A 21839-nucleotide genomic window follows, 5' to 3' on the forward strand; every position below is an offset into this window, starting at 1 on the left:
TTTAGATCACCACCTCGTGGTGAGCCGACGGCTTCTGGGCTAACAGATGCGAGAGCTTGCGCAACGCCACTTCGAGTCGCATGCGGTCGGCGCATCCGCCGAGCGAAATGCGGATGGCGTTGGGTGGATTGGGCCCTGTAAAAAAGGCTTCCGCAGGCGCCACGACCAGACCGTTGTCGCGCGCGGCCGCTGCCAGGTCGAGAGCCTGCCAGTAACTCGGCAGCGTGTGCCACACGTGAATCCCTTCGTTAGCCGGCGTGCTGGCCGCGCCCGCCAGCACGCCCCTCGCCATGCGTTGCCGCGCATGCGCTTCCGTCTGGACGCCGGCCAGCAATTGCGCCGCGGACCCGTCATGAATCCACTGCGTGACGAGCGTGGCCGTCAGCGCCGAGGTCAACGAAAAGGTCCTTAGCGCGGCCAGGATAGCCTGCTGGTCTTGCATAGCGGGTAACGCCACAAACGCCGTTCGCAGCCCCGGCGAGAGGCATTTCGACAGCGTCGATATGTAATACACCTGGTCGGGCATCAGACGCGCGAGCGGTGAGGGTGCATTCTCCGCAAACAGCCAGTACGGGTCGTCTTCGATAATCCTAAGGTTCAGTTTTGCGGCGATCCGCGCGATCTCGACACGGCGCCGCTCCGGCATCGTGCGGGTGGTGGGATTCTGCAGGGTAGGGTTTAGATAGAGGAGGCGTGCGTCGTGCTTTCGGCATGCGTCCTCGAGCGCATCGGGACGCATGCCGGAACCGTCGAGCGCCACCGTCTCGACACGGCGGCCAAGTTGCCGCGCGGCCAGCGGCAAACCGGGATAGGCGAGCGGCTCCATCAGAATGACATCGCCCGGTCGGGTCGACGCCATGATCAGTGCGGCGAGTGCGGCCTGCGCGCCCGGACAGACCACGATCCGGTCGAGGTCGATGCGCCCGAGCATCGGTTTGAGCCAGCGCGCGCCGGCATTGCGGTCGGTGTGACTGCCGCCGCCCAGGTGATACGTCATGAGCAGGTCGGTGTCGGTGCGCATCAATACCTGCGAGAGCCCCTCGCGCAGTAGCGCGGCCATTTCCACGTCGGCGGGCGGCGGGGGAATGTTCATGCTGAGGTCGATGCTTTGCGTCAACTCCACCTTTGGCGCCGCGACAAAAGTCCCCAGCGTCCCACGTGCTTCGATCAATTGACGACGCCGCGCCTCGGTAAACGCGCGCGTGACGGTGGTCAGGTCGATCTCCAGCGCCTCGGCCAGTTGACGCTGCGGCGGCAGCCGATCGCCCGGACGCAGCGTCCCATCGGCAATCGCCGACTCAAGAAAACTGACCACTTGCAGATAACGCGGCCCGTCGCCGGAGACGAATTCGGCGGCCCACGCCGGGCGCTTGTATGGATCATGTACGGGTTTCATTTGGCGTCATTCTGTCGCAGTTGTAGGGATATTGTCTTACTTTAGGATGCCCGCATCGGGACATAAATCCATACATCGTACCTCTCGCACTCAAGTCGGGGAAGCATTGAAGGTGAAGGCGCGCCTGCGTGACCGGCACGTCAGCAGGTTCGCCGGATGAGATGCATGCATGGATGGTGTGACCGGCAACCAGGGTACATGACATGCGGAATCCAGCTTTGCGTAACCGAATCCCTGCCACAAGGGCAGCTTCGCTCAATCAATCCTCAACCATCGGACGGTTTGGTCTTTTCGCGGGGCGCCTTCTCGTGCTCGGCGCCGTTGGACTGCTTGGCGGATGCAGCATGACGCTGTTCAATCCCAAGGGCGACATCGGCATGCAGGAGAAGAACCTGATCCTGCTTTCACTCGGTTTGATGCTGCTAGTGGTGATTCCGGTGATTCTGTTGACCCTGTACTTTGCATGGCGCTATCGGGCTTCGAATACCCACGCCGTCTACGCACCCAAATGGGCGCACTCCACGCCGATTGAAATAGTGGTATGGGCGATCCCGTGTGTGATCGTCGTGATTCTGGCGCTGGTGATCTGGCGCAGCACGCACACGCTGGATCCATCGCGACCGATTGATTCGCAGGCCAAAGCGGTTCGCGTCGAAGTCGTTGCACTGAACTGGAAGTGGCTGTTCATCTATCCGGACTATGGCGTGGCGTCCGTCAATCAGCTCGCCATTCCCGTCAATACCCCTGTTACGTTCGACATCACCGCCGAATCGCTGATGAATTCGTTTTTCATTCCACAACTCGGCGGCCAGATCTACGCCATGGCCGGCATGCATACCCAGTTGAACCTGATTGCGAATACACCCGGCGTCTATGCGGGACGCTCGTCGGCGTACAGCGGAGCCGGTTTCTCGGACATGCACTTCGACACGATCGCCACCAGCCGGAGTGACTTCGACGCGTGGATAGCCCGCGCGAAGCAATCGCCACTGTCGCTGGATAAAACAACTTACGAAGCGCTCGCCAAGCCTAGCCAGAAAGATCCGGTGACCGTCTATGCGCGCGTTACGCCCGGTCTTTTCGATGGCGTCGTCGGTCAGTACATGCAAGGCGCGGCGCGCGATCCGCTGTGTGGAACCGCACAGACCGCGCTTTCCGTCGAATCTACTGGAGCCCAATCGCCTGTCCATCAGGCTGCGGAGTAGTCATCATGTTTGGAAAACTTAACCTGGACGCTGTCCCGTACCACGAGCCCATCATCATGGGCACGCTGGCTGTTGTCGTCGTGCTCGGCATGGCGCTACTGGCGGCCGTGACGTATGCGGGCAAATGGACTTATCTTTGGCGCGAGTGGTTCACCTCGGTCGACCACAAACGCATTGGCGTGATGTACATCATTCTCGCCATCGTGATGCTGCTGCGCGGCTTTGCCGACGCCATCATGATGCGCACCCAGCAGGCCATGGCGTTTAACGATGCGGCCGGTTATCTGCCGCCGCATCATTACGATCAGATCTTCACCGCGCATGGTGTGATCATGATCTTCTTCGTGGCCACGCCGTTGATCCTCGGGCTGATGAACGTGGTGGTGCCGCTGCAACTCGGCGCGCGCGACGTGGCGTATCCGTTCGTCAATTCGCTGAGTTTCTGGCTGTCGGTGGTAGGCGCGGTGCTGGTGATGATGTCCATGTTCGTCGGCGATTTTGCCGCGACCGGCTGGGTGGCGTATCCGCCGTTGTCCGAGCTTGGCTACAGTCCAACCGTGGGCGTCGATTACTACATCTGGTCGCTGCAGATATCGGGGTTAGGCACGACGCTTACCGGGATCAACTTCATTGTGACGATCCTGCGCATGCGCGCACCGGGCCTGACGCTGATGAAAATGCCGGTGTTCGTATGGACCGCGTTGATCACCAACATCCTGATCGTAGCGGTGTTTCCGGTGTTAACGGGCACGCTGGCGCTGCTCGCGGCCGACCGCTATCTCGGCATGCACTTCTTCACCAACGAGCTGGGCGGCAATGCAATGATGTATATCAACCTCATCTGGGTGTGGGGACACCCTGAGGTATACATCCTGATCCTGCCGTGCTTTGGTGCGTACTCCGAAATTATCTCGACGTTCTCCGGCAAGCCGCTGTTCGGCTATAAGTCGATGGTGTATGCGACGGCGTCGATCGGCATTCTGTCGTTTTTCGTCTGGCTCCATCACTTCTTTACGATGGGTTCGGGCGCCAACGTCAATGCGTTCTTCGGCATCATGACGTCGATCATCTCCATTCCAACCGGTGTGAAGCTGTTCAACTGGCTATTCACGATGTTCCGCGGACGTATCCGCTATCACACGTCGACGCTGTGGACGATCGGCTTCATGATCACCTTCGCGGTGGGCGGCATGACGGGTGTGCTGCTGGCGGTGCCGGGCGCGGACTTCGTGCTGCACAACAGCCTGTTTCTCGTGGCGCACTTTCATAACGTGATCATCGGTGGCGTGGTGTTCGGCTGCTTTGCCGGCATCAGTTTCTGGTTCCCGAAGGTGTTCGGCTTCACGCTGAACGAGTTCTGGGGCAAGGTTTCGTTCTGGTGCTGGTTGATCGGCTACTGGCTTGCGTTCACGCCGCTTTATATCCTCGGCTTCGAAGGCATGACGCGACGCATGAATCACTACGCGGTGCCGGAGTGGCACAAGTGGCTGGTGATCGCGCTGATCGGCGCGGTGTTTATCGCGGCAGGCATTGCGGCGATGATCATTCAGTTTGCCGTCAGCATTCGCGACCGCGAGGCCAATCGCGATCTTACCGGCGACCCTTGGAATGGCCGCAGCCTGGAGTGGTCGACGGCGTCGCCGGCACCGTTCTACAACTTCGCCATCGTGCCGGTGATCACCTCGCTGGAACAGCACTGGGACAATAAGGAAGCAGGGCGCGCCTACGTGCGACCTGGCAAATATGAGGACATTCACATGCCGCGCAATACAGGCGCTGGCGTGATCATCGCGGCGTTCAGTCTGTTGCTGTGTTTTTCGCTGGTCTGGCACATGTGGCTGTTTGCGGCGGTTGGGCTGATCGGGATGATTGCGACATTCATCGTGCGAACCTACGATCAGGATGTGGACTACTACGTGCCGGCGGCCGAGGTCGCACGGATTGAAAGCGAGCGCTATGCGCAACTGAGCGAGGCCGCCTGATCATGAGCAACGCTGTAACGCATCACGCCCACGGCCACGCCGATGGGCACCACGCATCGCACGACGATGGAGCCAAAACCACCTTCGGGTTCTGGATCTATCTGATGAGCGATTGCCTGATCTTCGCCACGCTGTTCGCCACTTTCGGCGTGCTGGCGAATGCTACGGCAGGCGGCCCGACCGGTAATGGCCTGTTCGAACTGCCTTACGTGCTCGGCGAAACGCTGCTGTTGCTGATCAGCAGCTTCACGTTCGGCATGGCCATGCTCGGCATGCAGGCTCGCCGTGAGTCGCAAGTAATTGGCTGGCTGGCCGTGACATTTCTGTTTGGCGCCGGGTTTATCGGCATGGAAGTGGTCGAGTTCGCCAAGCTGATTGGCGACGGCGCGGGGCCGCACGTTAGCGCGTTCCTTTCGTCGTACTTCTTCCTGGTCGGCACGCATGGTTTGCACGTGACGTGCGGACTGCTGTGGATTGCGGTGACGATGCATCAGGTCTACAAGTTCGGCCTGACTGGCGTAACGCGCCGACGGCTCGCTTGCCTGAGTCTCTTCTGGCACTTCCTGGATTTGATCTGGATCTGCGTGTTTACTTTTGTTTATCTGCGCGAGTTTGTATGAACAGGACCTCTCATCATCATCCGGCGCATGACACGATTCATGCCGCGTCGCATGGCAGTCTCAAGAGTTATGTGATCGGGATTGTGCTTTCCCTGGTGCTGACGCTGGCTTCGTTTGGCGCTGTCATGACGCATGTGGTGCCGCGCGGCTTTGGACTTGCCACGATTGTGGTGCTGTGCGTGGCGCAGCTGGTCGTGCAACTCGTCTACTTTCTGCATATCGGCACGGCACGCGATCAGCGGGCGAATACCGGCATCTTCATTTGCACCGGTTTTTTGATTGCCGTGATTGTGGGGCTGTCGTTGTGGGTCATGCATAACGCCAATCAGAACATGATGCCGACGCATATGTCAGTTGAAAGGGCGATGGCGAAGGATTGAGGGGAGGTGGGAGCGAGGTTGCTCGATGGCCATTTCGGGCAATCATCTGGCCGATACGGACAACTGGCCTGCAACCGCGTTACATAGAATCAGTGTGAGCTGTGCATCGAAGCGCGCGGCGGCCATTTTGTTGGCCAGCCTGAGAGGTCAGAGGCTGGCGTAAAGCGACGAGTGGCCCGAAACCTGCGCGGGAATGCCTGAACCTGGAGGAACTGGTTTTATGAAACACGAAATTGCATCGACAACTTCGCATGTCGTTCGCGGCGCGCAAGGTGAGAAGTTTGACGTACTGGGAGCGCATCTTGTCTGGAAAGCTCGCGGCAACGACACCGATGGAACGTTCACCGTCGCCGTGCAAACGCTGTCGCCGGGCGAAGTGATCCCGAAGCATAGGCATCAATATCCGGAGGTTTTTTATATTATTTCTGGAGAGGTGGAGTTCACGCTGTTTCATGGCGCCGAAGGCGTGAAGGAGGTTGTGCGGGGAGGCGACACCGTCGTGGTGGCTGCGGACGGATATCATTCTGTTCAGAACCTGAGTAGCTCGGACGCTACCTTGCTCGACATTGCGTCGTTCGCGCATCAGAAGTTCTTTGATGAGGTTCAGATCGACGCAGCCGGGTGGGCCGGCCTGACGCCGGAGGAAGCCATGCAGCGGGTCGGCCAGATCGGCATGCAACATACTTTGGAGTTCTATCAACCCTGATGATCGGGTGGATTGTCGATACTGCCGCGGCAGTTTCCGTGATGGGGCGACTGTCGCGAGCGAGGCGTGGCATCGGTGCGCATGCGGCCAGGCTTTGGTATCTTCGGGTTTGAAACGGACAATTCACCGCTCACCATGGCCCTCAGCGAAAAAGTATTGCATCGGATTGCGGCAGAGCCTCGCGCGAGCGTGTTTGCCGCTCACTTTAGCGAGCAAACCGAATGGCACACCGTTGATCACGAACACCATTGCGCGCAGCTAATGGTGCTGACGAGCGGGGCGGCGTCGATTCGCGCGGCTTCGGGCCACTGGGTTTTGCCTTCGGGCCGGTATCTGTACATACCCGCGCATACCACGCATTCATTGGACTCCGCGGGCGGCATACAAGGGTTTGCGTTGTACTTGCCGGCGGAGGTGGACGCCGCGCTGCCCAATCGTATCTTCGCGTTTCAAGGCTCAAGTCTGATGCTGGAAATCGTCCGGCGCCTGACCGACCTGACCGATCTGACCGACACCGCGCGAGCCGGCAATAGCGAGCGTAATCTTGTGGCGGTGCTGATAGACGAAATCCGGCGTTCGTTCGACATGCCGCTCAATATGCAGATGCCGCTCGACCCCAGACTGCGGCGGATCGCGAACGACATCCTGCAGAGCCCGGCCGAACGGCGCACGCTCGGTCAGTTAGCCTCTCAAACGGGCTTTTCCGAGCGAACCATTCTGCGCCGGTTTAGGGAAGAAACGGGGATGACGGTCGTACAGTGGGTGCAGCACGCGCGCATTCTATTGGCGGCCACAGAATTGCGAAATGGCGCGTCCGTCAAGCAGGCGTCGGCGACTGCCGGCTACGACAGCGTCAGCAGTTTTATCCGCCTGTTCAGCCGCATCATGGGTGCTACGCCCAATCTGTACAAAGGATAGACGGCAGCGAGTAATCCGGACAGCAGGCGTGCGACAGCAACCAAACGCCTCATCCGGCCGTCTCGCTCTCCATAAAACTTTGCTGACTGAAAATGGCCCCTACGGTGCTCGCGGCAATCTGTTTGCCAATGTCATTCAGATCGGCGACGCCTGGCGCGGCAATCAGCGCATAACTGAGTTTGGCTTGCCGCCAGGTCACGACATCCATGCCGTCGAGATGCAGTTGGGCGAGCGCCGCATCGGCTTTCGCGTCTTTGGTCACGCACAGCGCGACGGGCGCGCCTTTTTGCGGCAGATACACGATCTGCACGAGCGGTTTGTCGTGAAAGCGCAGACGCTGCACGCGCTTGAATGTCAGCCCCATCGGGCTTAGATTGGGCACGCGCAGATCGAGCCCGTCGTCGTGGCGGATGTTCGACACCGTGCGGGCCGAGACGTCCGGCGCAGGAGCATCGAGCGCGACCGTATCGCGCGTATACAGTTGTTGGTAACTCACTGCGGCGCGCACCCACGGCGAGGCGCCGCTGTCCGCCATCTGCGAAGCGGAAAGGCTGGTTGTACCAGGAAGCGCACGAGGTGCGAGACGTGAGGTGATTCCCCAGCAAAATGCGCCTGCCACGAAAGCGACGGCGAGCCAGGGCAGTGTTATGCGCATACGGGAACGCACCGGTGCGAAGCGGGGCAAGGCGTGTACATCCGGGCCGAGCGGATCGTTGACGGCCGCAGCGGGCTTAACGGCGCGATTGCCGTGCAGGGAATCATCCGGGGCGACGGCATGCGCCTGCACGAGCGCGTCGATCTTCTGTTTCAGGCTATCGGGAACGGGCGGCAGATTTTGCCGGGCGTATGCCTCGCGCAAGGGCAGTTTCGATGCCTTGAGCAATGCGACCCGCCCAGCGGCGTCGGCCGACACGTTGATCGCTTTCTCGACGTCCAGCCGGTCGTCCGGCGCCAGCTCGCCGTCGACGTACAGCAGGAGCAGGATGTCGTCTATTTTCATAACCCCGGTTTTCTCTCTATTTACAGCAATTTTTTATATGTTTTCGCTTTGGTCATTGAAGAACGCGCCCATTGCCCGGCGCGGGCGCGACAGTGGGCCGCCGAGCCGCGTTATGCCCGTCATCAGCATAACGGCGCGTTGTGCGTCGGGCAAGGATTGGGTCCTTTGACATACAGAACAACTGGCGGGGGAATTTATTCCATCCGGATTACATCGGGCGACATCGGTCGGTTGCTTTTGGTGGCGGGGCATGGGTGTTCGCCGCGCCTGAACTTTATGTCGGGATACCATGCTGGCCGGTGCGCTAACCGATCTTGACTTGCAGCGCGCGCCGTATGGCTTGCGATCTGAAAGACTCGAGACAGATAGTTAAAGGAAACTTGACATGATTCAGCTACAACCGATGCAGGAAAGTGAATTTGCGGGCTATAAGGCCCAGACAGTCCGGCAGTACGCGGCTCAACTCGAGATAGAGGGCGTAGATCCGGAGAAGGCTCGCGCAAATGCGCTAGAGACGATCGACAAACTACTGCCCTTGAAGCATGAGACGCCGGCGCAGCATCTGTTCACGATAAAAAGCGGCGAAGAAAATGTGTCGGTGGGCTATCTGTGGCTTGGAACGGATCCGGCAGCGGGCGCTCATTCGGCCTATATCTACGAAATATTTGTCCGTCCCGAGTTTCGAGGGCAGGGTGTCGGAACGGCCGCGCTGCGTGAGGCGGAGAGGTGGGCCATCCAGTCCGGTAAGACGAAGCTCGCGCTGAATGTGTTCTGGCACAACGAGGGCGCTCGCCGGTTGTATGCCCGCCTCGGTTTTATCGAAACCCGTGTGCGCATGGCCAAATCCGTCGACACCGTGGATCGTCCCGTCCATTCCTGACCGGAGCGGCACGTCGGCTGGCAGAGTCGCTTGCTGTCACGCGCTTCGTCGAGCCTGCCTGGCCGTGATATGCGGACTGTCCGTTTCGCGGTTTGCTACCGCTTCCCGGGCCGTGGCCTCTCTTTGACCGTGCCGATTTTCAATGCGTATGGAATAAATCCGGGTTGTGAATTGTTGTCAGGTGACGAGCGCACGTATCAGCAGGTATTCGATTCTCAACGCGAGCCACTACTTCAAGCACGATCAAGCGATGAATTTCAACGACTTTTCTTCACCCGCTTTTTTCGAAAACCCGTACCCGTTGTACGAGAAAATCCGCAACGCAGGGCCCTTCGTGCAGTTCGGTCCCAATGCCTTTGTGACTGGCCGCATGCTGATCGTCGAGGCTTTGCTGCGGGATCGCGGTATGGGAAAGAACTATATGCCGGGCGTGATCGTCCGGTATGGCGAGAGCGCGCCGTCGCAGCCCGTGTTCCAGACGCTTAGCCGTACCTTTCTGATGATGAACCCGCCGACGCATACGCGACTGCGCGCGCGCCTGACGAAGGCGTTCAATGGCCGCCAGATGACGAGACTTAAGGACATTGTCGAGTCGACCGTGAACCGGTTGGCCGACCGTCTAGCTGCAAAGCCGGAATTCGACCTGATGACCGAATATGCCACACCGCTGCCGGTGGAAATAATCTGCGGCTTGCTCGATGTGCCGATCGAGCACGGCACCCAGCTCGGCGATGCCGCGAGCCGCATGGTGACGGCCATGGATCTGGCGCCGCTCAGCGACGCGCTGCTTCGCGACGCGAATGAGGGCGCGCAGACACTCGACGCGTATTTCCGCGCAGTCGTCGCTGAAAGGCGTGCGAATCCCGGCGACGACATCATCTCTTCGTTGCTGGCAACCGGCGGGGAGGGCGGATCGCTGACCGACGATGAAGTCATTGCAAACGTGATCCTCATTTTCACCGCCGGTCACGAGACCACGTCGAATATGATCGGCAATACGTTGTTGGCGCTCAGCCGCCATCCGCAGCAACTGGCGGCGCTCAGGCGCGAGCCGGCGTTGACGTCGAAGGCGGTCACGGAGTGCATGCGCTACGACAGTTCCGTGCAGATGGTCGTGCGGACCGCCCTTGAAGAAGTGACAGTTGGGGGTGTAACGTTGGCGCCCGGTACGATTGTCTTCATGCTGATTGGTGCGGCAAACCGCGATCCTGATGTGTTCGCGGACCCGGACCGGCTCGACATCGAGCGTGCCGATGCTGGCCGGGCCCTGGCGTTTGGCGGTGGCATTCATTTCTGCCTTGGCGCGCGCCTTGCCGCGCTCGAAATCGAAACAGCCCTGAAAACGCTGCTTGAGCGCTTCCCGGACCTGCAACTGGCCGAGTTGGATCGCCCGCAGTGGCGTAATCGACACAATCTGCGCGGCGTGCAATCGTTGCCGGCTCGGCAGCATGTCAGCCCGTATGTCAGCCCGTATGCCAGCCCGTTTGTCAGCCTGTAATTGCGGTGCCGTTTGCTTTGCCGAGCAGCGACATCGTGAAATTGACGAATGCGCGCGCAGAGGGTTTGGCGGCCCTGCCGGCGGGCAAGATGGCATGCACGTCGCCTGAGCCGATGTCCCAGTTTTTCAGTACCCTGACGAGGGTGCCGTCATGTAGTTCTTGTGCGCAGCCTAATAAACCGGAAGAAACGATTCCGAGTCCCTCCACCGCTGCGGCCACTCCCGCTTCATTGCTATCCAGCGTGAAACGGGCCTCGACGCGCACCGTGGTCGCCACGCCGTTCTTGCGAAAGGACCAGGCGTCCGGGCCGCGGCCGGCGGGACCGGCGATTAGCGTATGACCCGATAGATCCTGGGGTTTGCGCGGTACGCCGGCTCGCTTGAGATAAGCCGGCGACGCCGCCAGCACGCGCGGCGTCACGCCGATCTTGCGGGCGACAGCACCGGTCGAGTCCGATAACGGGCCGATCCGCACGGCAACGTCGACCGACTCGCTCACCAGGTCCTGTCGATGATCGGCGAGCACGAACTCGATTTTGAGCGCCGGATGCGCGTCGGTGAATAGGGCGAGTTTCGGCAGAACCATACGCACTGCGAATGACGTCGACATGCCGACCCGCAGCAGACCGCGAAGTTCGCCGCTGCCGCGCGCCGCGTGGTCCGCTTCCTCGACCGCCGCCAGAATCGCTTCGGCGCGTTTGACGTATTCGGCGCCGGCTTCCGTCAAGGTGACGGCGCGGGTTGTCCGCGTCAGCAGCGAGACCCCCACCTGTTTTTCGAGGTCGCCCACGATGCGCGACACGGTTGGCTGCGACATGCCGGTTGCGCGCGCCGCGCCTGAGAAGGTGCCGGATCGCGCGACGCGCACGAACAGGTACATGGACAGCAATCGATCATTCATTTGAATTTCAAATAGAAGCAAGTCAATTAACCCATCTTCTAGTTTGAATCCAAAGCTGCCATGATTGCAACTTACGCTGCGTTGTCAGTGCGCAAAATACGTCACTTCAAGGGATATTTCACCATGCCGTTGAGCCCAGCTCCGTCTCTTTTCACGCCCGTTAGCCTCGGCGCGCTCGATCTTCCCAACCGGGTCGTGATGGCCTCGATGACTCGTGGGCGCGCCACCAACCAGGGCCTTGTGCCGACCGCATTGCATGTCGAGTATTACCGGCAGAGGGCGTCAGCGGGCCTCATGATCAGCGAGGCGGTATGGGTCAGTCCACAGGCCATCGGTTTTATCAACGTGCCGGGATTGTTCACGGCGGAGCAGATTGCCGGCTGGCGTGCCGTCACCGACGCGGTTCACGCGGCGGGCGGACGGATCTTCGCTCAGCTTGCTCACTCCGGCGCCGTGTCCCATCCCGACTTCTTCAACGGCGAGCTACCGCTTGCGCCGTCGGCGGTCAATCCAGGTTTGCGGTCGTTCACGCCCGGCGGCTTCAAAGATACGGTTACGCCGCGCGCAATGGATGCCCACGAAATCCGCGCCACGATCGACGATTATGGGTTCGCGGCGCGCAACGCGAAAATCGCTGGATTCGATGGTGTCGAATTGCATTGCGCCACGACTTATCTGTTGCCGGAGTTCCTGAATAGCGCATTGAATCGCCGGACCGACGCATATGGCGGCAGCGCCGGCAAGCGCACGAAAATCGTGTTCGAAATCCTTGAGGCGATGATTGCCGAATGGGGACCGGGCCGGGTCGGCATCAAGATCGCACCGACCTTTTCGATGGGAGGGTTCGCGCCAACCGATGAAACGCCGCTGACCTACGACTATCTGGTCGACGGGCTAAATCATTTCGCCTTGTCGCATCTGCAGATAGTGAGAGCCCGCGGCGATCTCAGCGGGTCTCCGGTTGCGCAATTGCAGGACACCATTGCGTATTACCGCGCGCGTTATCGCGGCACAATGATTGCCAATGGCGCCTTTGATCGCGACGGCGCCAATGCAGCGATCGGCTCGAAGGCCACCGATCTTGTGTCGTTTGCGACGCCATTTATCGGCAATCCAGATCTGGTCGCGAGAATGCGCGATGCGTTGCCAATCGCGCCTTCCGATCCGCAAACCTACTACCAGGGGAGCGCGGCCGGATATATCGACTATCCGCTTATCGAATTGGCCTGACTCGCTCGTTACGGCGCCGGATGAATAATTTTCCGTCGTGAGTGGATTCAGGGTTGATGGATGTGCGGATTCGAAGCTGCGCGGGTTTTCTTGTCGGGAGGACGTCCATGCTTGCTGCCGCCCGATGCGCGTCCATGATGGAAGCGCCGCCGGTGTCAGCGCCGGCTCCCATCGTGGCTAGCGCGACGGTCCTGAGAGGCGGGACGACGGACGCCTCCGGTGCAAAGATTTAAACTAACCTGGAATTATCCAACACCCCGGAAATCAACCAGCGTCCGTCGAGTTGAACGAGATTGATGATGTTAGTCCCGACGTGATGAAGTTTCCCGTCCAGGAAAAATTCGTATGGCGCCCATATACATGCGATATTGTGATCGACGAAAACGACGGGATCTCTAATATATTCTTCGAGGGCCGGCCCTTGCGTGGGCAGACGCTCGACGAAGCCATCAACGTCAAGCTGTAAAATTTCGCCTTGGCGGATTAGTGTTGCTGCGCCGCCGGGCAACCATTGATCTCTTATCATCTTATGATCGAAAAGATGTAGCCCTAAGAGGACTGCATGAAGAGGTGCCAGGACGGCCTGCTCGAAAATGGGTCGGTCGTGGCGGTCGGGGATGAAGTCGTGTGTCATGGATTATTTTCTCTTGCTGGCGCTCGCGTGGGCTATGTTAGCGGGATGCTGTTTAGATAACACCTGGACTGATCCGGATATTCCACTGGGTAATGGCGCTCCACGGAAACTTTCTCTCATTGAACCCGCGCCTCTTCGCATCGACGCATCGACGCATCGACTGGGATTCAGGCTTACCAAAGAGGCAGCGCGAATCCAGGATCAATGACCCGATGGTTGCCGTCAGGCGAAGTCTCGAGCAGTGCCTGGCGACTGCCGTTCTAGCGCCCTAGTCAGCCCGAGACTTGGTCACGCGAACCAGGCTTGGTAAGATTCGATTTCGACACAATCAAATTTAAGATTTTCACGCAGGCCGGGACGATGTATATCGTAGAACTCACGTATATCCAACCCTTGGACGCCATCGAAGCCCATTTGGAAGCACATCGCAGTTTTCTCGATGAGCAATATGCCAACGAAGTATTTCTGGCGTCTGGGCCAAAAGATCCGCGCGATGGTGGAATTATCCTTGTAAGCGGGCGCGTTAGCCGGGAAGAACTGGATGCAATTCTCGTGCGTGACCCGTTCCATCAACACGGCGTCGCGGCTTATCATGTAACCAAATTTGCACCGGTGAAATTTCACCCCACGCTGAAGCAAATCCTTTAACGGGTATCCAGGCGCCCCGATTGTTAGCGATCACGGCACTGCACCTGCGGACGAAGCACGGCAACCGCCCACGGCGGAATCATGGCCTTTCCGACCATCCAATCCTCCACGTTGTGCTCATGGCGCTGAAGCGTCCTGCACAGGTGGTGCATCGAGATGCTTCGTTTGCGCCGGGACGTCGCCCTGGTAAAAGTGTGTGCTTGTAGTGTACGACGCGAAAACAGCCAGCAGGAGCGCGCCTGTGTGCGCGTTCGGAACCAGAGAGTGCAGGGACCGCAATGGTGACAGGGCGATGGGATCCTTGGTGCCCGGCCGGGTGGCCCACAAGCCAGATGCGTCATCGACCGCTATTCTGCCCATAACGCGAAACTCGTTCGCGCACACCGAGCGCCTGGGCCATCAACACCAGGTCGGCGAGTGAATCGGCTTCCATCTTTTTCATCAGATTACCGCGATGGATCTTGACGGTGATTTCGCTGAGTTCGAGTCGGCCGGCTATCTGCTTGTTCATCAGGCCCGCCGACACGAGCCCGAGTACCTCGCGCTCGCGCGGTGTCAGGCTATCGAAGCGCGCGCGCAACAATGCCTTTTCACGTGAGACGAGGCGTTGTTCACGGCCTCGGGCGATCGCCTCATCAATCGCCGCCAGCATTGCCTCCTCGGCGAACGGCTTCGACAGGAACGTGATCGCTCCCGCGCGCATCCCGCGCACGGTCATCGGGACGTCGCCGTGACCGCTCATCAGAATCACGGGCAACACCGCCTCGCTCCCGGCCAGCTCCTGCTGGAAATCGAGGCCGTTAAAGCCACGCAGCCGCACGTCGAGGATCAGGCACGCCGCAGAATCAGCCTCGTCGCACTCAAGGAACTCATCGGGACCACCGAACGTGCGGACCCGATGGCCATTCGATCGCAACAGCGTGTCGAGTGATTCGCGAACGTCTGCATCGTCATCGACGACGCATATCAGGTCACCAGCAGGCAGGGAGCATGGTTCGTTCATTGTGGATCTCATTGGGCAGGGCGTGTTGTTGTGGGCCGGGCATGAGCGGCCGACATACCCACTCCGGTTTCAGGCGTCGAGCAGCGCCTCGACTTCAGCCAGCAGCCATTCGGGATCCGCCGGTTTTGAGACAAAGCGCGCGACACCCAGCCTCCGCGCCTTCTCGCGCGCCTCAGGTGTCGGATAGGCGGTCATGAGTATTACCGGCACATTGCGGCCCAGTCGCGTCAGTTCACGCTGCAGGTCGAGTCCGTCCATGCCTTGCATGTGCAGATCGGTAATCACGCATTGCATCGCCGACAACTCCGACGACGCAAGCAGCGATTCGGCCGCGTCGAAACTCCGGATGGAGATCCCGGCCGTCCGAAGCAGCATGCCGATGCTGTCTCGCACCTCTGCGTCGTCGTCGACGATGCCAATCAAAGAGTCGCTGCAGTCCACGTTATCGTCCTCATTGCGGCTGACCCGCGATTCCAAGGAGCCGATGTTAGCGCCACGCATTTCAACGTGGCAATCATATCAAGGTTTGATTTCGCTCTCGGCAATCCGGTCGCCGCATACGACGGGCAACGTGAATATGACCTGGGCGCCCGGCTCGCCGCCGTTGTTCGAGGCGCTGATCCGGCCCCCTTGCGCCTCAATGATAGAGCGGCAGATGGACAGGCCCATCCCCATCCCATCTACCTTGGTTGTGAAGAATGGCTCGAAGGCATGAGCCCCGCCATCCGGAAAACCGGGGCCGGAATCCCGCACCGCGAGCTGGATCATCCCGTCGGACTGATGCGTCGCGCGGATCTGGATCGCCCGTTCGCCGCCGGTCGGTTCGCGCATCGCCTGGATGCTGTTCATCACCAGGTTCACGAGCACCTGCTGAACCTGCACGCGATCGGCGCAGACCCTCGGCAGCCCACCTTCGATGGTCTGCGTCAGCGTGATGCCGGCGCCTCGCGCTTCGCGCTGGATCAGCTCCAGCGCGTCATCGGCGAGCTCGGCGACGTCGAGAAGCTCGACCTGGGGGGCCTCCTTGCGCGCAAGCGACCTGACACGCCCGATCACGTCGGCCGCGCGCGTGCCGTTTGACGTGATCCTTTCGAAGCAGCGCTGGACCTCGTCCAGGTCCGGGTCGGCGCGCCCGAGCCAGCGCTGACCCGATTTCGCGAAGTTGACGATCGCCGTCAGTGGCTGATTGACTTCGTGTGCGATCGACGCCGACAACAGGCCGAGCATCGACACTCGCGCCGCATGCGCAAGCTCAGCCGAAGCCTGCTCAATCCGCGCGCGTGCTTCGTTGCGCTCCGTTACGTCGAATGCCATCACGAGCACATGCGAGCCGCGCTCGCCCTCGGGCAACTGCGTCACGCGCAGAACGATGTCCGCCACGCGGCCGCTCGGCGTCACGATCCGGGTTTCGCTCTCCGCCATATGAGCCCCGCGCGTGAGTGCCGCAAGGATCCGCGCGAAGCCGGCTCGCGCCTCGGGTAGATGTGCCCGGCACGGGTTCGAACCAATCAGCTTCTCGACCGTGCCCGTCTCGAACAGATCGACTGCCGCCTGGTTGCCGTCGCGAACCACTGCGCCCGCGATCGCGCGCTCGACGATGTCCGGGCGGCCGGCCAGCCACTCGTCGATGGGCAGGTGGGCCGGCAAGCCATCGGTGGCAATCCGCAAGGTTGTCGACCAGTCCGACTCCCATGCGGCGAAGCCGGCGAGATCGAACATGGTCCGGTAGCGCTGCTCGGACACGCGCCGCTCGAGATCAGCGCGTCGCAGTTCGGTCAGATCCGCGCTCGACTCGATCACACCGATCGGGCGACCCGTCGGGTCCCGGCGCGCGAGCCAGCGGCTCGCGAGCACGATGCGCGTGCCGTCGCGATGGGTCCGGATTATTTCGCCGGACCATTGACCGTCCGCGTGTAGCGTCGATCTGACCTCGGCTGACGGGAACTCACACATGAGCAGATCGCTGCAAACACGGCCCACCGCCTCCTCACGTGTCCAGCCATACAGCTGTTGCGCGCCATCGTTCCAGTAGAGGATCACGTCGTCTGGATCGCGAATGATGACCGTGTCGTGCGTCAACTCGAGAATTCGCGCCTGTTCACCAAGCGTAGTCCGGATAAACCGGTCACGCAGCGACAGGAGCGTCGTGATTGTGATCGCCGCAAGACTTACGCCGTACCCCAGTAACGCACTGCCCGCCATCCCGTCGAGGTGACCCATGACAAACGACTGTGTCGCAAGCGCAGCGGTCACGGCACCTGCCGCGAGCACGTAGCGCCGGCCAAACGGCGCGACAAGCAATATCACGGCGAGATAGAGCAATGAGACCGCGGCTTCGAACGGCGCCAGCGTATCGAAAACGCAGATCGCCAGCTCGATGCCCGCCGCAATCGTCAATGCGAGACCAATCGAGGCCCTCATCGCTATTCGTTTGTCAATCATAAGACGTGTCCGGTCAGTGCAGTGTGTTACTGGAAGGTCGATGTCACGTCGACGGGGACGATTGTAACGACTACAGGACGCGTCGTGCCGCGCCCCCTACCTTGGTATGAACCGCGCCAGCGTTGCTTCTCGCACTTGCCCGCTTTTCCTTGCCAGTCATGGGCCTGGAGCGCCTCCCTGATCCCATGAGCGCGTCCCTCATACCTAGGCATGAATTTCCTGAAGCCGCGAGGACGGCTAACTTTGCATCCATCGCAGCACCGCACACACCTGGCAACAGGATACGGTCCCGCGATGCGATCGAAGCACCGAACCGTGTACCAACCTTTCAGATCATCTCATTACCGTTCAGGAGTCAGCACCATGAAACACCTCGCCAAACTCGCCACTGTTCTCGCAGGAGCCACCATCATGAGCCAGGCCGCCATCGCGCAAGACGTCGCCACCGACCCCCACCTCGATCCGCAGGTACGCTCGTTTCTCGTCGACATCAACAAGGACAGCAGCGAATTCTGGAAGCTGCCGCAACCGCAACCGCAGGATATCCTGACCGGCCTGCAGAACAAGACGCCGGTCGACCTGTCGGGCGTCACGACCACCGAACGCACGATGAGCGCCGACGGCCATTCGTTCAAGGTCTACGTCATGAAGCCCGACCATGTGCAGGGCAAGCCCGGCGTGCTGCTGTTCATCCACGGCGGTGTGTGGATCGTCGGTAATTTCGCTAACCACCAGCGGCTGCTGCGTGACCTCGTGGTCCAGTCAGGGCAGATCGGCGTGTTCGTCGACTACACGCCGCTGCCGGACGCCAAATTCCCGACCCAGCTCGACCAGTCGTACGCGACGCTCAAGTGGATCTCGGAGCACGCCGCTGATTTCGGTGCCGACGGCAGCCGGATCGCGGTCGCCGGCAACTCGGTGGGCGGCAACATGGCTGCGGCGCTCACGCTGATGGCGAAGGATCGCCAGGGCCCGAAGATCAGCTATCAGGCACTCCTGATTCCGGCTACCGACGCGAGCGTCGATACGGATTCCTATCATCAGTACGGCACGGACCGCTTTCTGGCGCGCTCGTTCATGCAGTACGGCTGGGACCTGTACGCGCCCGACGCGAAGACGCGTGACAACCCGTATGTCTCGCCGCTGCGCGCCAGCGCCGACGAACTGAAGGGCCTGCCGCCGGCACTCGTCGTGACGGCCGAGAACGACCCCCTGCGTGACGAAGGCGAGGCTTACGCCCGAAAGCTGAAGGAATCTGGCAACGTGGTGGCCGCAGTGCGCTACAACGGCACGATTCACGACTTCGTGCTGCTCAACGCGCTGCGTCACGTACCTTCGACAGAGGCCGCGCTTCAACAGATCAGCGACGGAATCCGCGCGCATATCGGCCAGTAAGTATCAGGGCGACCCGGCACAACCTTTATGCGCCGGGTCGCCCCTGGCACCATTGGATCATCACCGTTGGCCGTGACGGCCGCGCCATCGTGCCCGTAGACAACCCGGATTTGAAGCTGACCACGCCCAGGGAACTTGGCGGTGCCGGCGGCGAAGGCGCCAACCCGGAGCAACTGTTTGCCGCTGGCTACAGTGCGTGCTTCCTCGGCGCGATGAAATTCGTCGCCGCACGCGACAGGACTAGCGAGTATGAACAGGACCCGGAGCGAACCGATTGCATAGCGGCGCTGCGCTACGGCTCTGACGATATTGGATGAGCCTGAGCATTGCGTTGATCTTACCGGGAGGAAGCACGGTGCCGAGATTGACCTTGAAGATCTAGCTGACTATAAATCGAGCTAGTACACGTGTGCTAGCTCGCGAGCCTTCGTGCCGATGGTCCCGTGATGGCCAACTGCGACCTGACATGGTCAGCGGTAACCGGCTCCGAAGACTCGTGCGGGGTTGGTCGTGACCATGTCACGACCAACTAACCCTCTTATTTACCGCCTTCCTCATAAACAGTGATGTAGTTCTTGACGGAGGTTACCCCTGGGACCTTACCCGCAACGTCGCCGGCCTTATCGATATCGGCCGAGTTGGCAAGCTCGCCGTCGAGGCCAACCTGGCCGTGTTTCGCCACGATGCGAATGTCGGTGACGTCGATCTTGGCGCTTATCAGCGCTCTCTCTACGCTACGTTCCAGTTGATGATTGGCCTTCCGGGCTGCCGCGCGGCTTGTGGGCGCGCTCGAGGCGTCGGTCTGTGCGATGGCGCCTGTCGACTGCACAGCAAACGCCAATGCGAAGGATAGAGCCGTCGTTGATGCGAGTTTTGCGAAAATCGGTTTCATGGCCAAACTCCACAGTGATGGTTTTAAGGATCGTGTAAGGGGGAATCTGCCTGCGAAAGAACATGCGCGTACAGAGGACGGTACGCGTTCCTGCAACAACGGGTTTTACATTAGCACGGTTTCGTTACTCGGATAGTGTTCAGTTCACGGCAACCGATCAGGGGAACGACTGGATGTTAGTGACGCATGCCTGCCATTGATTGACCTGTATCAAGTGGTGGGTGGGATCCCCCCACGTATTCTGTCAGTTCGCCGATAGGGCACGCCGCGGGAGTCAGCGGGCAAGGCCGAACGGTCTGGTTCGCCTCGGTCATGGTTTCGTGCCACACACCAACCACGGGAGGATAGCTCCATGCACGTCCGCGAAATTCGAGCAAAGATCGGCAGCGTGACCCGGACGCGCAAGATCACCCGCGCAATGGAAATGATGGCCCGCACGAAAATGGCCGCGGCGCAGCGACGGGCACGCGTGTTCCGTCCATACGCGGATCGCGTACGTGCCATCGTGGTGCGTCTGCACCAGGCCAGGCCAGACTACGCCTCGGCATTTCTGGCTCGGCGCACGCCGGTCACCCGGGTCGGGCTGATCGTCGTCAGTACGGATCGCGGCCTGTGCGGCGCACTCAACAGCCGATTGCTGCTCAAGTGTTCAGAGGCCCTGGCGGCATGGCAGCAAACAGGGGTGAAGGCCGAAGTGAGTGTCGTCGGCAGCCGCGGGATCGGCCCGTTGCATCGCCATGGTGCCAATATCGTCGCGCGCACGGGCGTGCTTGCTGACGATCTGCACTTCGACGCATTTTTTGGCGCGATTACAGTGTCGCTCAGCGGCTTTCTCAACGGGCAGCTTGATGAGGTGTATATCGCATATAACCGCCTCTCCAGTTCGTTGTCCTATGAGCCGAGACTCGAAAAGGTGCTGCCGATCGACGACCTGAAGCCGGATGGCAAGAGCATCGCAGAGCCGCCGCCCGAATATATCTATGAGCCTGGCCCGAAGCCGGTAGTCGATGCTTTACTGCTTCGTTATGTCGAGTCGCTTGTCTATCAGGCTATCGCCGAAAACAACGCTTGCGAGCAGTGCGCGCGCGTGCTGGCGATGCAGGCGGCAACCGACAACGCGGACCGCATGATCAAGGATCTGACCATGCTCTATCACAAGACGCGTCAGGCGGAAATTACCACCGAGCTATGCGATATCGTCAGCGGCGCGTCGGCGGTCTGAATGGAAACGGCTATGGACAAGCTCCTGCGCGTCGACATCCTCAGTGTCGAAGAATTGCTTTACTCCGGTGATGCAGTGTTCGTTTCCCTGCCTGGCGAGGAGGGGGAACTGGGCATCTATCCGCGACATGCGCCCCTGCTCACGCGTATCCGGCCGGGGATCGTCAAGATCCGGGAGCGAGAGGCGAGCGGCGACGAACATATCTTTGTCGCAGGCGGCTTCCTGGAGGTGCGGCACGACTCCGTTATCGTGCTGGCCGATCATGCAATACGCAGCCCCGCGCTCGATGCGGCCAAGGCCGATGAGGCCAGACGTAAAGCCACCGATTTGCGTGCGCAGTTTGCCGGGCAGCGCGAGCGTGAATTCAATTTCGCCGCAGCCAGATCGGAACTGATGGATGAACTGGCGCGATTCTTCGCGCTGGCGCTGCACAAGGTGGCGCGTTAGGTCAGCGCTGCGGCCTGGCTGCTATCGGTCGCGTGCCGGACCAGCAGTACCGGCACAGTCGCGATCTTGACGAAGGACTCGGCAACGCTGCCGACAAGCACGCGCCGAATGCCACGGCGACCGTGAGTACCCATCACGACCAGATCTGCTTCGCATTCCTTAACAGCGCGGGAAAGCGCCTCCGCGATGGTTTCGCTATTCGCGTCGATTGATCGAGCGTTTCCGTGGAGACCAAGCTCGTCGAAGCGCCGGCGCGCGTCCGCCAGCGCTTCGCGACCGGCTCGAACACCGGCTTCGTCTAGAAGAGGTTCCTCGCCGGAACCGACATTCAGATCCTCAAGCGGCATGGCATGCTGAACGATATACACGGCTTCGACAAACGCCGCGGCGGGCTGCGCGATTTTCAGCGCTTCTTCCAGCGCAAGTTGGGCGCACCGGCT

Annotated in this window: 22 protein-coding genes and 2 pseudogenes; 15 read left to right on the plus strand and 9 right to left on the minus strand. The window is 60.4% G+C overall.

Annotated elements, in window-relative coordinates:
• Position 1: 1 nt before the first annotated feature.
• Positions 2 to 1396: a PLP-dependent aminotransferase family protein gene (locus FQ755_RS26765; RefSeq protein ID WP_144158030.1), complete on the minus strand. Its 1395-nt coding sequence runs from the start codon at positions 1394 to 1396 to the stop codon at positions 2 to 4.
• 203 nt (positions 1397 to 1599) lie between these two features.
• Here FQ755_RS26765 and cyoA point away from each other — a divergent pair, with 203 nt between their 5' ends.
• The 7 genes and pseudogenes from cyoA to FQ755_RS38330 all read left to right on the plus strand — a co-directional run bounded on the left by cyoA (position 1600) and on the right by FQ755_RS38330 (position 7207).
• A complete protein-coding gene (cyoA, locus tag FQ755_RS26770; RefSeq protein WP_144158031.1) occupies positions 1600 to 2601 on the plus strand; it encodes a ubiquinol oxidase subunit II in 1002 nt (333 codons plus the stop codon).
• Between the two features lie 5 nt (positions 2602 to 2606).
• The gene (cyoB, locus tag FQ755_RS26775) at positions 2607 to 4583 is read left to right on the plus strand and encodes a cytochrome o ubiquinol oxidase subunit I (protein WP_144158032.1); all 1977 of its coding nucleotides are present in this window, start codon (positions 2607 to 2609) and stop codon (positions 4581 to 4583) included.
• A gap of 2 nt (positions 4584 to 4585) precedes the next feature.
• Complete coding sequence (gene cyoC / locus FQ755_RS26780; RefSeq protein ID WP_144158033.1) at positions 4586 to 5203, plus strand: cytochrome o ubiquinol oxidase subunit III; 618 nt, start codon at positions 4586 to 4588, stop codon at positions 5201 to 5203.
• The gene (cyoD, locus tag FQ755_RS26785) at positions 5200 to 5583 is read left to right on the plus strand and encodes a cytochrome o ubiquinol oxidase subunit IV (protein ID WP_144158034.1); all 384 of its coding nucleotides are present in this window, start codon (positions 5200 to 5202) and stop codon (positions 5581 to 5583) included. The genes cyoC and cyoD overlap by 4 nt, the downstream gene beginning before the upstream one ends.
• Positions 5584 to 5803: 220 nt before the next feature.
• Positions 5804 to 6289 carry a cupin domain-containing protein gene (locus tag FQ755_RS26790; protein ID WP_186308669.1) on the plus strand — a complete coding sequence of 162 codons (486 nt, stop codon included), beginning with the start codon at positions 5804 to 5806 and terminating at the stop codon, positions 6287 to 6289.
• Positions 6290 to 6424: 135 nt separating this feature from the next.
• Positions 6425 to 6742, plus strand: a pseudogene (locus FQ755_RS38785) (AraC family ligand binding domain-containing protein); the annotation flags it as partial.
• 12 nt (positions 6743 to 6754) lie between these two features.
• Entirely contained in the window at positions 6755 to 7207 is a 453-nt protein-coding gene (locus FQ755_RS38330; RefSeq protein ID WP_260858879.1) for a helix-turn-helix domain-containing protein, read from the plus strand.
• Between the two features lie 49 nt (positions 7208 to 7256).
• Here the strand turns inward: FQ755_RS38330 and FQ755_RS26800 are convergent, their stop codons facing one another.
• Entirely contained in the window at positions 7257 to 8207 is a 951-nt protein-coding gene (locus FQ755_RS26800; RefSeq protein ID WP_144158037.1) for an anti-sigma factor family protein, read from the minus strand.
• Between the two features lie 385 nt (positions 8208 to 8592).
• On the opposite strand from FQ755_RS26800, the gene FQ755_RS26805 reads away from it, so the two are divergent.
• Both FQ755_RS26805 and FQ755_RS26810 read left to right on the plus strand, forming a co-directional pair.
• Positions 8593 to 9087 carry a GNAT family N-acetyltransferase gene (locus tag FQ755_RS26805; RefSeq protein WP_144158038.1) on the plus strand — a complete coding sequence of 165 codons (495 nt, stop codon included), beginning with the start codon at positions 8593 to 8595 and terminating at the stop codon, positions 9085 to 9087.
• Between the two features lie 250 nt (positions 9088 to 9337).
• Entirely contained in the window at positions 9338 to 10585 is a 1248-nt protein-coding gene (locus FQ755_RS26810; protein ID WP_144158039.1) for a cytochrome P450, read from the plus strand.
• Here FQ755_RS26810 and FQ755_RS26815 read toward each other — a convergent pair.
• A complete protein-coding gene (locus tag FQ755_RS26815) occupies positions 10575 to 11486 on the minus strand; it encodes a LysR family transcriptional regulator (RefSeq protein ID WP_144158040.1) in 912 nt (303 codons plus the stop codon). The two genes, FQ755_RS26810 and FQ755_RS26815, sit on opposite strands and share 11 nt — an antisense overlap.
• 123 nt (positions 11487 to 11609) lie before the next feature.
• On the opposite strand from FQ755_RS26815, the gene FQ755_RS26820 reads away from it, so the two are divergent.
• The gene (locus tag FQ755_RS26820) at positions 11610 to 12716 is read left to right on the plus strand and encodes an alkene reductase (protein WP_144158041.1); all 1107 of its coding nucleotides are present in this window, start codon (positions 11610 to 11612) and stop codon (positions 12714 to 12716) included.
• A 229-nt stretch (positions 12717 to 12945) separates the two neighbouring features.
• Here FQ755_RS26820 and FQ755_RS26825 read toward each other — a convergent pair whose 3' ends face one another.
• On the minus strand, positions 12946 to 13350 hold the full coding sequence (locus FQ755_RS26825; protein ID WP_144158042.1) for a hypothetical protein: 405 nt from the start codon (positions 13348 to 13350) through the stop codon (positions 12946 to 12948).
• Between the two features lie 360 nt (positions 13351 to 13710).
• Here FQ755_RS26825 and FQ755_RS26830 point away from each other — a divergent pair, with 360 nt between their 5' ends.
• Complete coding sequence (locus tag FQ755_RS26830) at positions 13711 to 13998, plus strand: YciI family protein (protein ID WP_144158043.1); 288 nt, start codon at positions 13711 to 13713, stop codon at positions 13996 to 13998.
• A gap of 337 nt (positions 13999 to 14335) precedes the next feature.
• On the opposite strand, the gene FQ755_RS26835 is transcribed toward FQ755_RS26830, so the two are convergent.
• The 3 genes from FQ755_RS26835 to FQ755_RS26845 all read right to left on the minus strand — a co-directional run bounded on the left by FQ755_RS26835 (position 14336) and on the right by FQ755_RS26845 (position 17422).
• The gene (locus tag FQ755_RS26835) at positions 14336 to 15001 is read right to left on the minus strand and encodes a response regulator transcription factor (protein WP_144158044.1); all 666 of its coding nucleotides are present in this window, start codon (positions 14999 to 15001) and stop codon (positions 14336 to 14338) included.
• Positions 15002 to 15070: 69 nt separating this feature from the next.
• Entirely contained in the window at positions 15071 to 15442 is a 372-nt protein-coding gene (locus FQ755_RS26840) for a response regulator transcription factor (RefSeq protein WP_222105785.1), read from the minus strand.
• Positions 15443 to 15520: 78 nt separating this feature from the next.
• Positions 15521 to 17422: an ATP-binding protein gene (locus FQ755_RS26845; protein WP_222105786.1), complete on the minus strand. Its 1902-nt coding sequence runs from the start codon at positions 17420 to 17422 to the stop codon at positions 15521 to 15523.
• Between the two features lie 384 nt (positions 17423 to 17806).
• Between FQ755_RS26845 and FQ755_RS26850 the strand changes: the two genes are divergently transcribed.
• Positions 17807 to 18838 carry an alpha/beta hydrolase gene (locus FQ755_RS26850; protein ID WP_222105787.1) on the plus strand — a complete coding sequence of 344 codons (1032 nt, stop codon included), beginning with the start codon at positions 17807 to 17809 and terminating at the stop codon, positions 18836 to 18838.
• 2 nt (positions 18839 to 18840) lie between these two features.
• Positions 18841 to 19077 (plus strand): annotated as a pseudogene (locus tag FQ755_RS26855) (hypothetical protein); the annotation flags it as partial.
• Between the two features lie 299 nt (positions 19078 to 19376).
• Here FQ755_RS26855 and FQ755_RS26860 read toward each other — a convergent pair.
• Entirely contained in the window at positions 19377 to 19730 is a 354-nt protein-coding gene (locus tag FQ755_RS26860; protein WP_144158048.1) for a BON domain-containing protein, read from the minus strand.
• A 352-nt stretch (positions 19731 to 20082) separates the two neighbouring features.
• On the opposite strand from FQ755_RS26860, the gene atpG reads away from it, so the two are divergent.
• Together atpG and atpC are read left to right on the plus strand one after the other, a co-directional pair.
• A complete protein-coding gene (gene atpG, locus FQ755_RS26865) occupies positions 20083 to 20952 on the plus strand; it encodes an ATP synthase F1 subunit gamma (protein WP_144158049.1) in 870 nt (289 codons plus the stop codon).
• 12 nt (positions 20953 to 20964) lie between these two features.
• Positions 20965 to 21399, plus strand: a complete 435-nt coding sequence (gene atpC / locus FQ755_RS26870; RefSeq protein WP_144158050.1) for an ATP synthase F1 subunit epsilon — start codon at positions 20965 to 20967, stop codon at positions 21397 to 21399.
• On the opposite strand, the gene FQ755_RS26875 is transcribed toward atpC, so the two are convergent.
• Positions 21396 to 21839 (minus strand): universal stress protein (locus FQ755_RS26875; RefSeq protein ID WP_144158051.1); only part of this gene is annotated, 444 nt, incomplete at its 5' end. The two genes, atpC and FQ755_RS26875, sit on opposite strands and share 4 nt — an antisense overlap.

The organism is Paraburkholderia sp. BCC1885 (genome assembly GCF_900996235.1).
Lineage (GTDB): Bacteria > Pseudomonadota > Gammaproteobacteria > Burkholderiales > Burkholderiaceae > Paraburkholderia.

Coding starts and splice junctions, on each gene's coding strand:
- FQ755_RS26810 (WP_144158039.1), top strand. CDS start 9,338: ATGAATTTCAACGACTTTTCTTCACCCGCTTTTTTCGAAAACCCGTAC.
- cyoB (WP_144158032.1), top strand. CDS start 2,607: ATGTTTGGAAAACTTAACCTGGACGCTGTCCCGTACCACGAGCCCATC.
- atpG (WP_144158049.1), top strand. CDS start 20,083: ATGCACGTCCGCGAAATTCGAGCAAAGATCGGCAGCGTGACCCGGACG.
- FQ755_RS26790 (WP_186308669.1), top strand. CDS start 5,804: ATGAAACACGAAATTGCATCGACAACTTCGCATGTCGTTCGCGGCGCG.
- FQ755_RS26860 (WP_144158048.1), bottom strand. CDS start 19,730: ATGAAACCGATTTTCGCAAAACTCGCATCAACGACGGCTCTATCCTTC.
- cyoC (WP_144158033.1), top strand. CDS start 4,586: ATGAGCAACGCTGTAACGCATCACGCCCACGGCCACGCCGATGGGCAC.
- FQ755_RS26820 (WP_144158041.1), top strand. CDS start 11,610: ATGCCGTTGAGCCCAGCTCCGTCTCTTTTCACGCCCGTTAGCCTCGGC.
- FQ755_RS26800 (WP_144158037.1), bottom strand. CDS start 8,207: ATGAAAATAGACGACATCCTGCTCCTGCTGTACGTCGACGGCGAGCTG.
- FQ755_RS26825 (WP_144158042.1), bottom strand. CDS start 13,350: ATGACACACGACTTCATCCCCGACCGCCACGACCGACCCATTTTCGAG.
- FQ755_RS26815 (WP_144158040.1), bottom strand. CDS start 11,486: ATGAATGATCGATTGCTGTCCATGTACCTGTTCGTGCGCGTCGCGCGA.
- atpC (WP_144158050.1), top strand. CDS start 20,965: ATGGACAAGCTCCTGCGCGTCGACATCCTCAGTGTCGAAGAATTGCTT.
- FQ755_RS38330 (WP_260858879.1), top strand. CDS start 6,755: ATGCTGGAAATCGTCCGGCGCCTGACCGACCTGACCGATCTGACCGAC.
- FQ755_RS26845 (WP_222105786.1), bottom strand. CDS start 17,422: ATGAGGGCCTCGATTGGTCTCGCATTGACGATTGCGGCGGGCATCGAG.
- FQ755_RS26830 (WP_144158043.1), top strand. CDS start 13,711: ATGTATATCGTAGAACTCACGTATATCCAACCCTTGGACGCCATCGAA.
- FQ755_RS26835 (WP_144158044.1), bottom strand. CDS start 15,001: ATGAACGAACCATGCTCCCTGCCTGCTGGTGACCTGATATGCGTCGTC.
- cyoD (WP_144158034.1), top strand. CDS start 5,200: ATGAACAGGACCTCTCATCATCATCCGGCGCATGACACGATTCATGCC.
- FQ755_RS26805 (WP_144158038.1), top strand. CDS start 8,593: ATGATTCAGCTACAACCGATGCAGGAAAGTGAATTTGCGGGCTATAAG.
- FQ755_RS26765 (WP_144158030.1), bottom strand. CDS start 1,396: ATGAAACCCGTACATGATCCATACAAGCGCCCGGCGTGGGCCGCCGAA.
- cyoA (WP_144158031.1), top strand. CDS start 1,600: ATGCGGAATCCAGCTTTGCGTAACCGAATCCCTGCCACAAGGGCAGCT.
- FQ755_RS26850 (WP_222105787.1), top strand. CDS start 17,807: ATGAAACACCTCGCCAAACTCGCCACTGTTCTCGCAGGAGCCACCATC.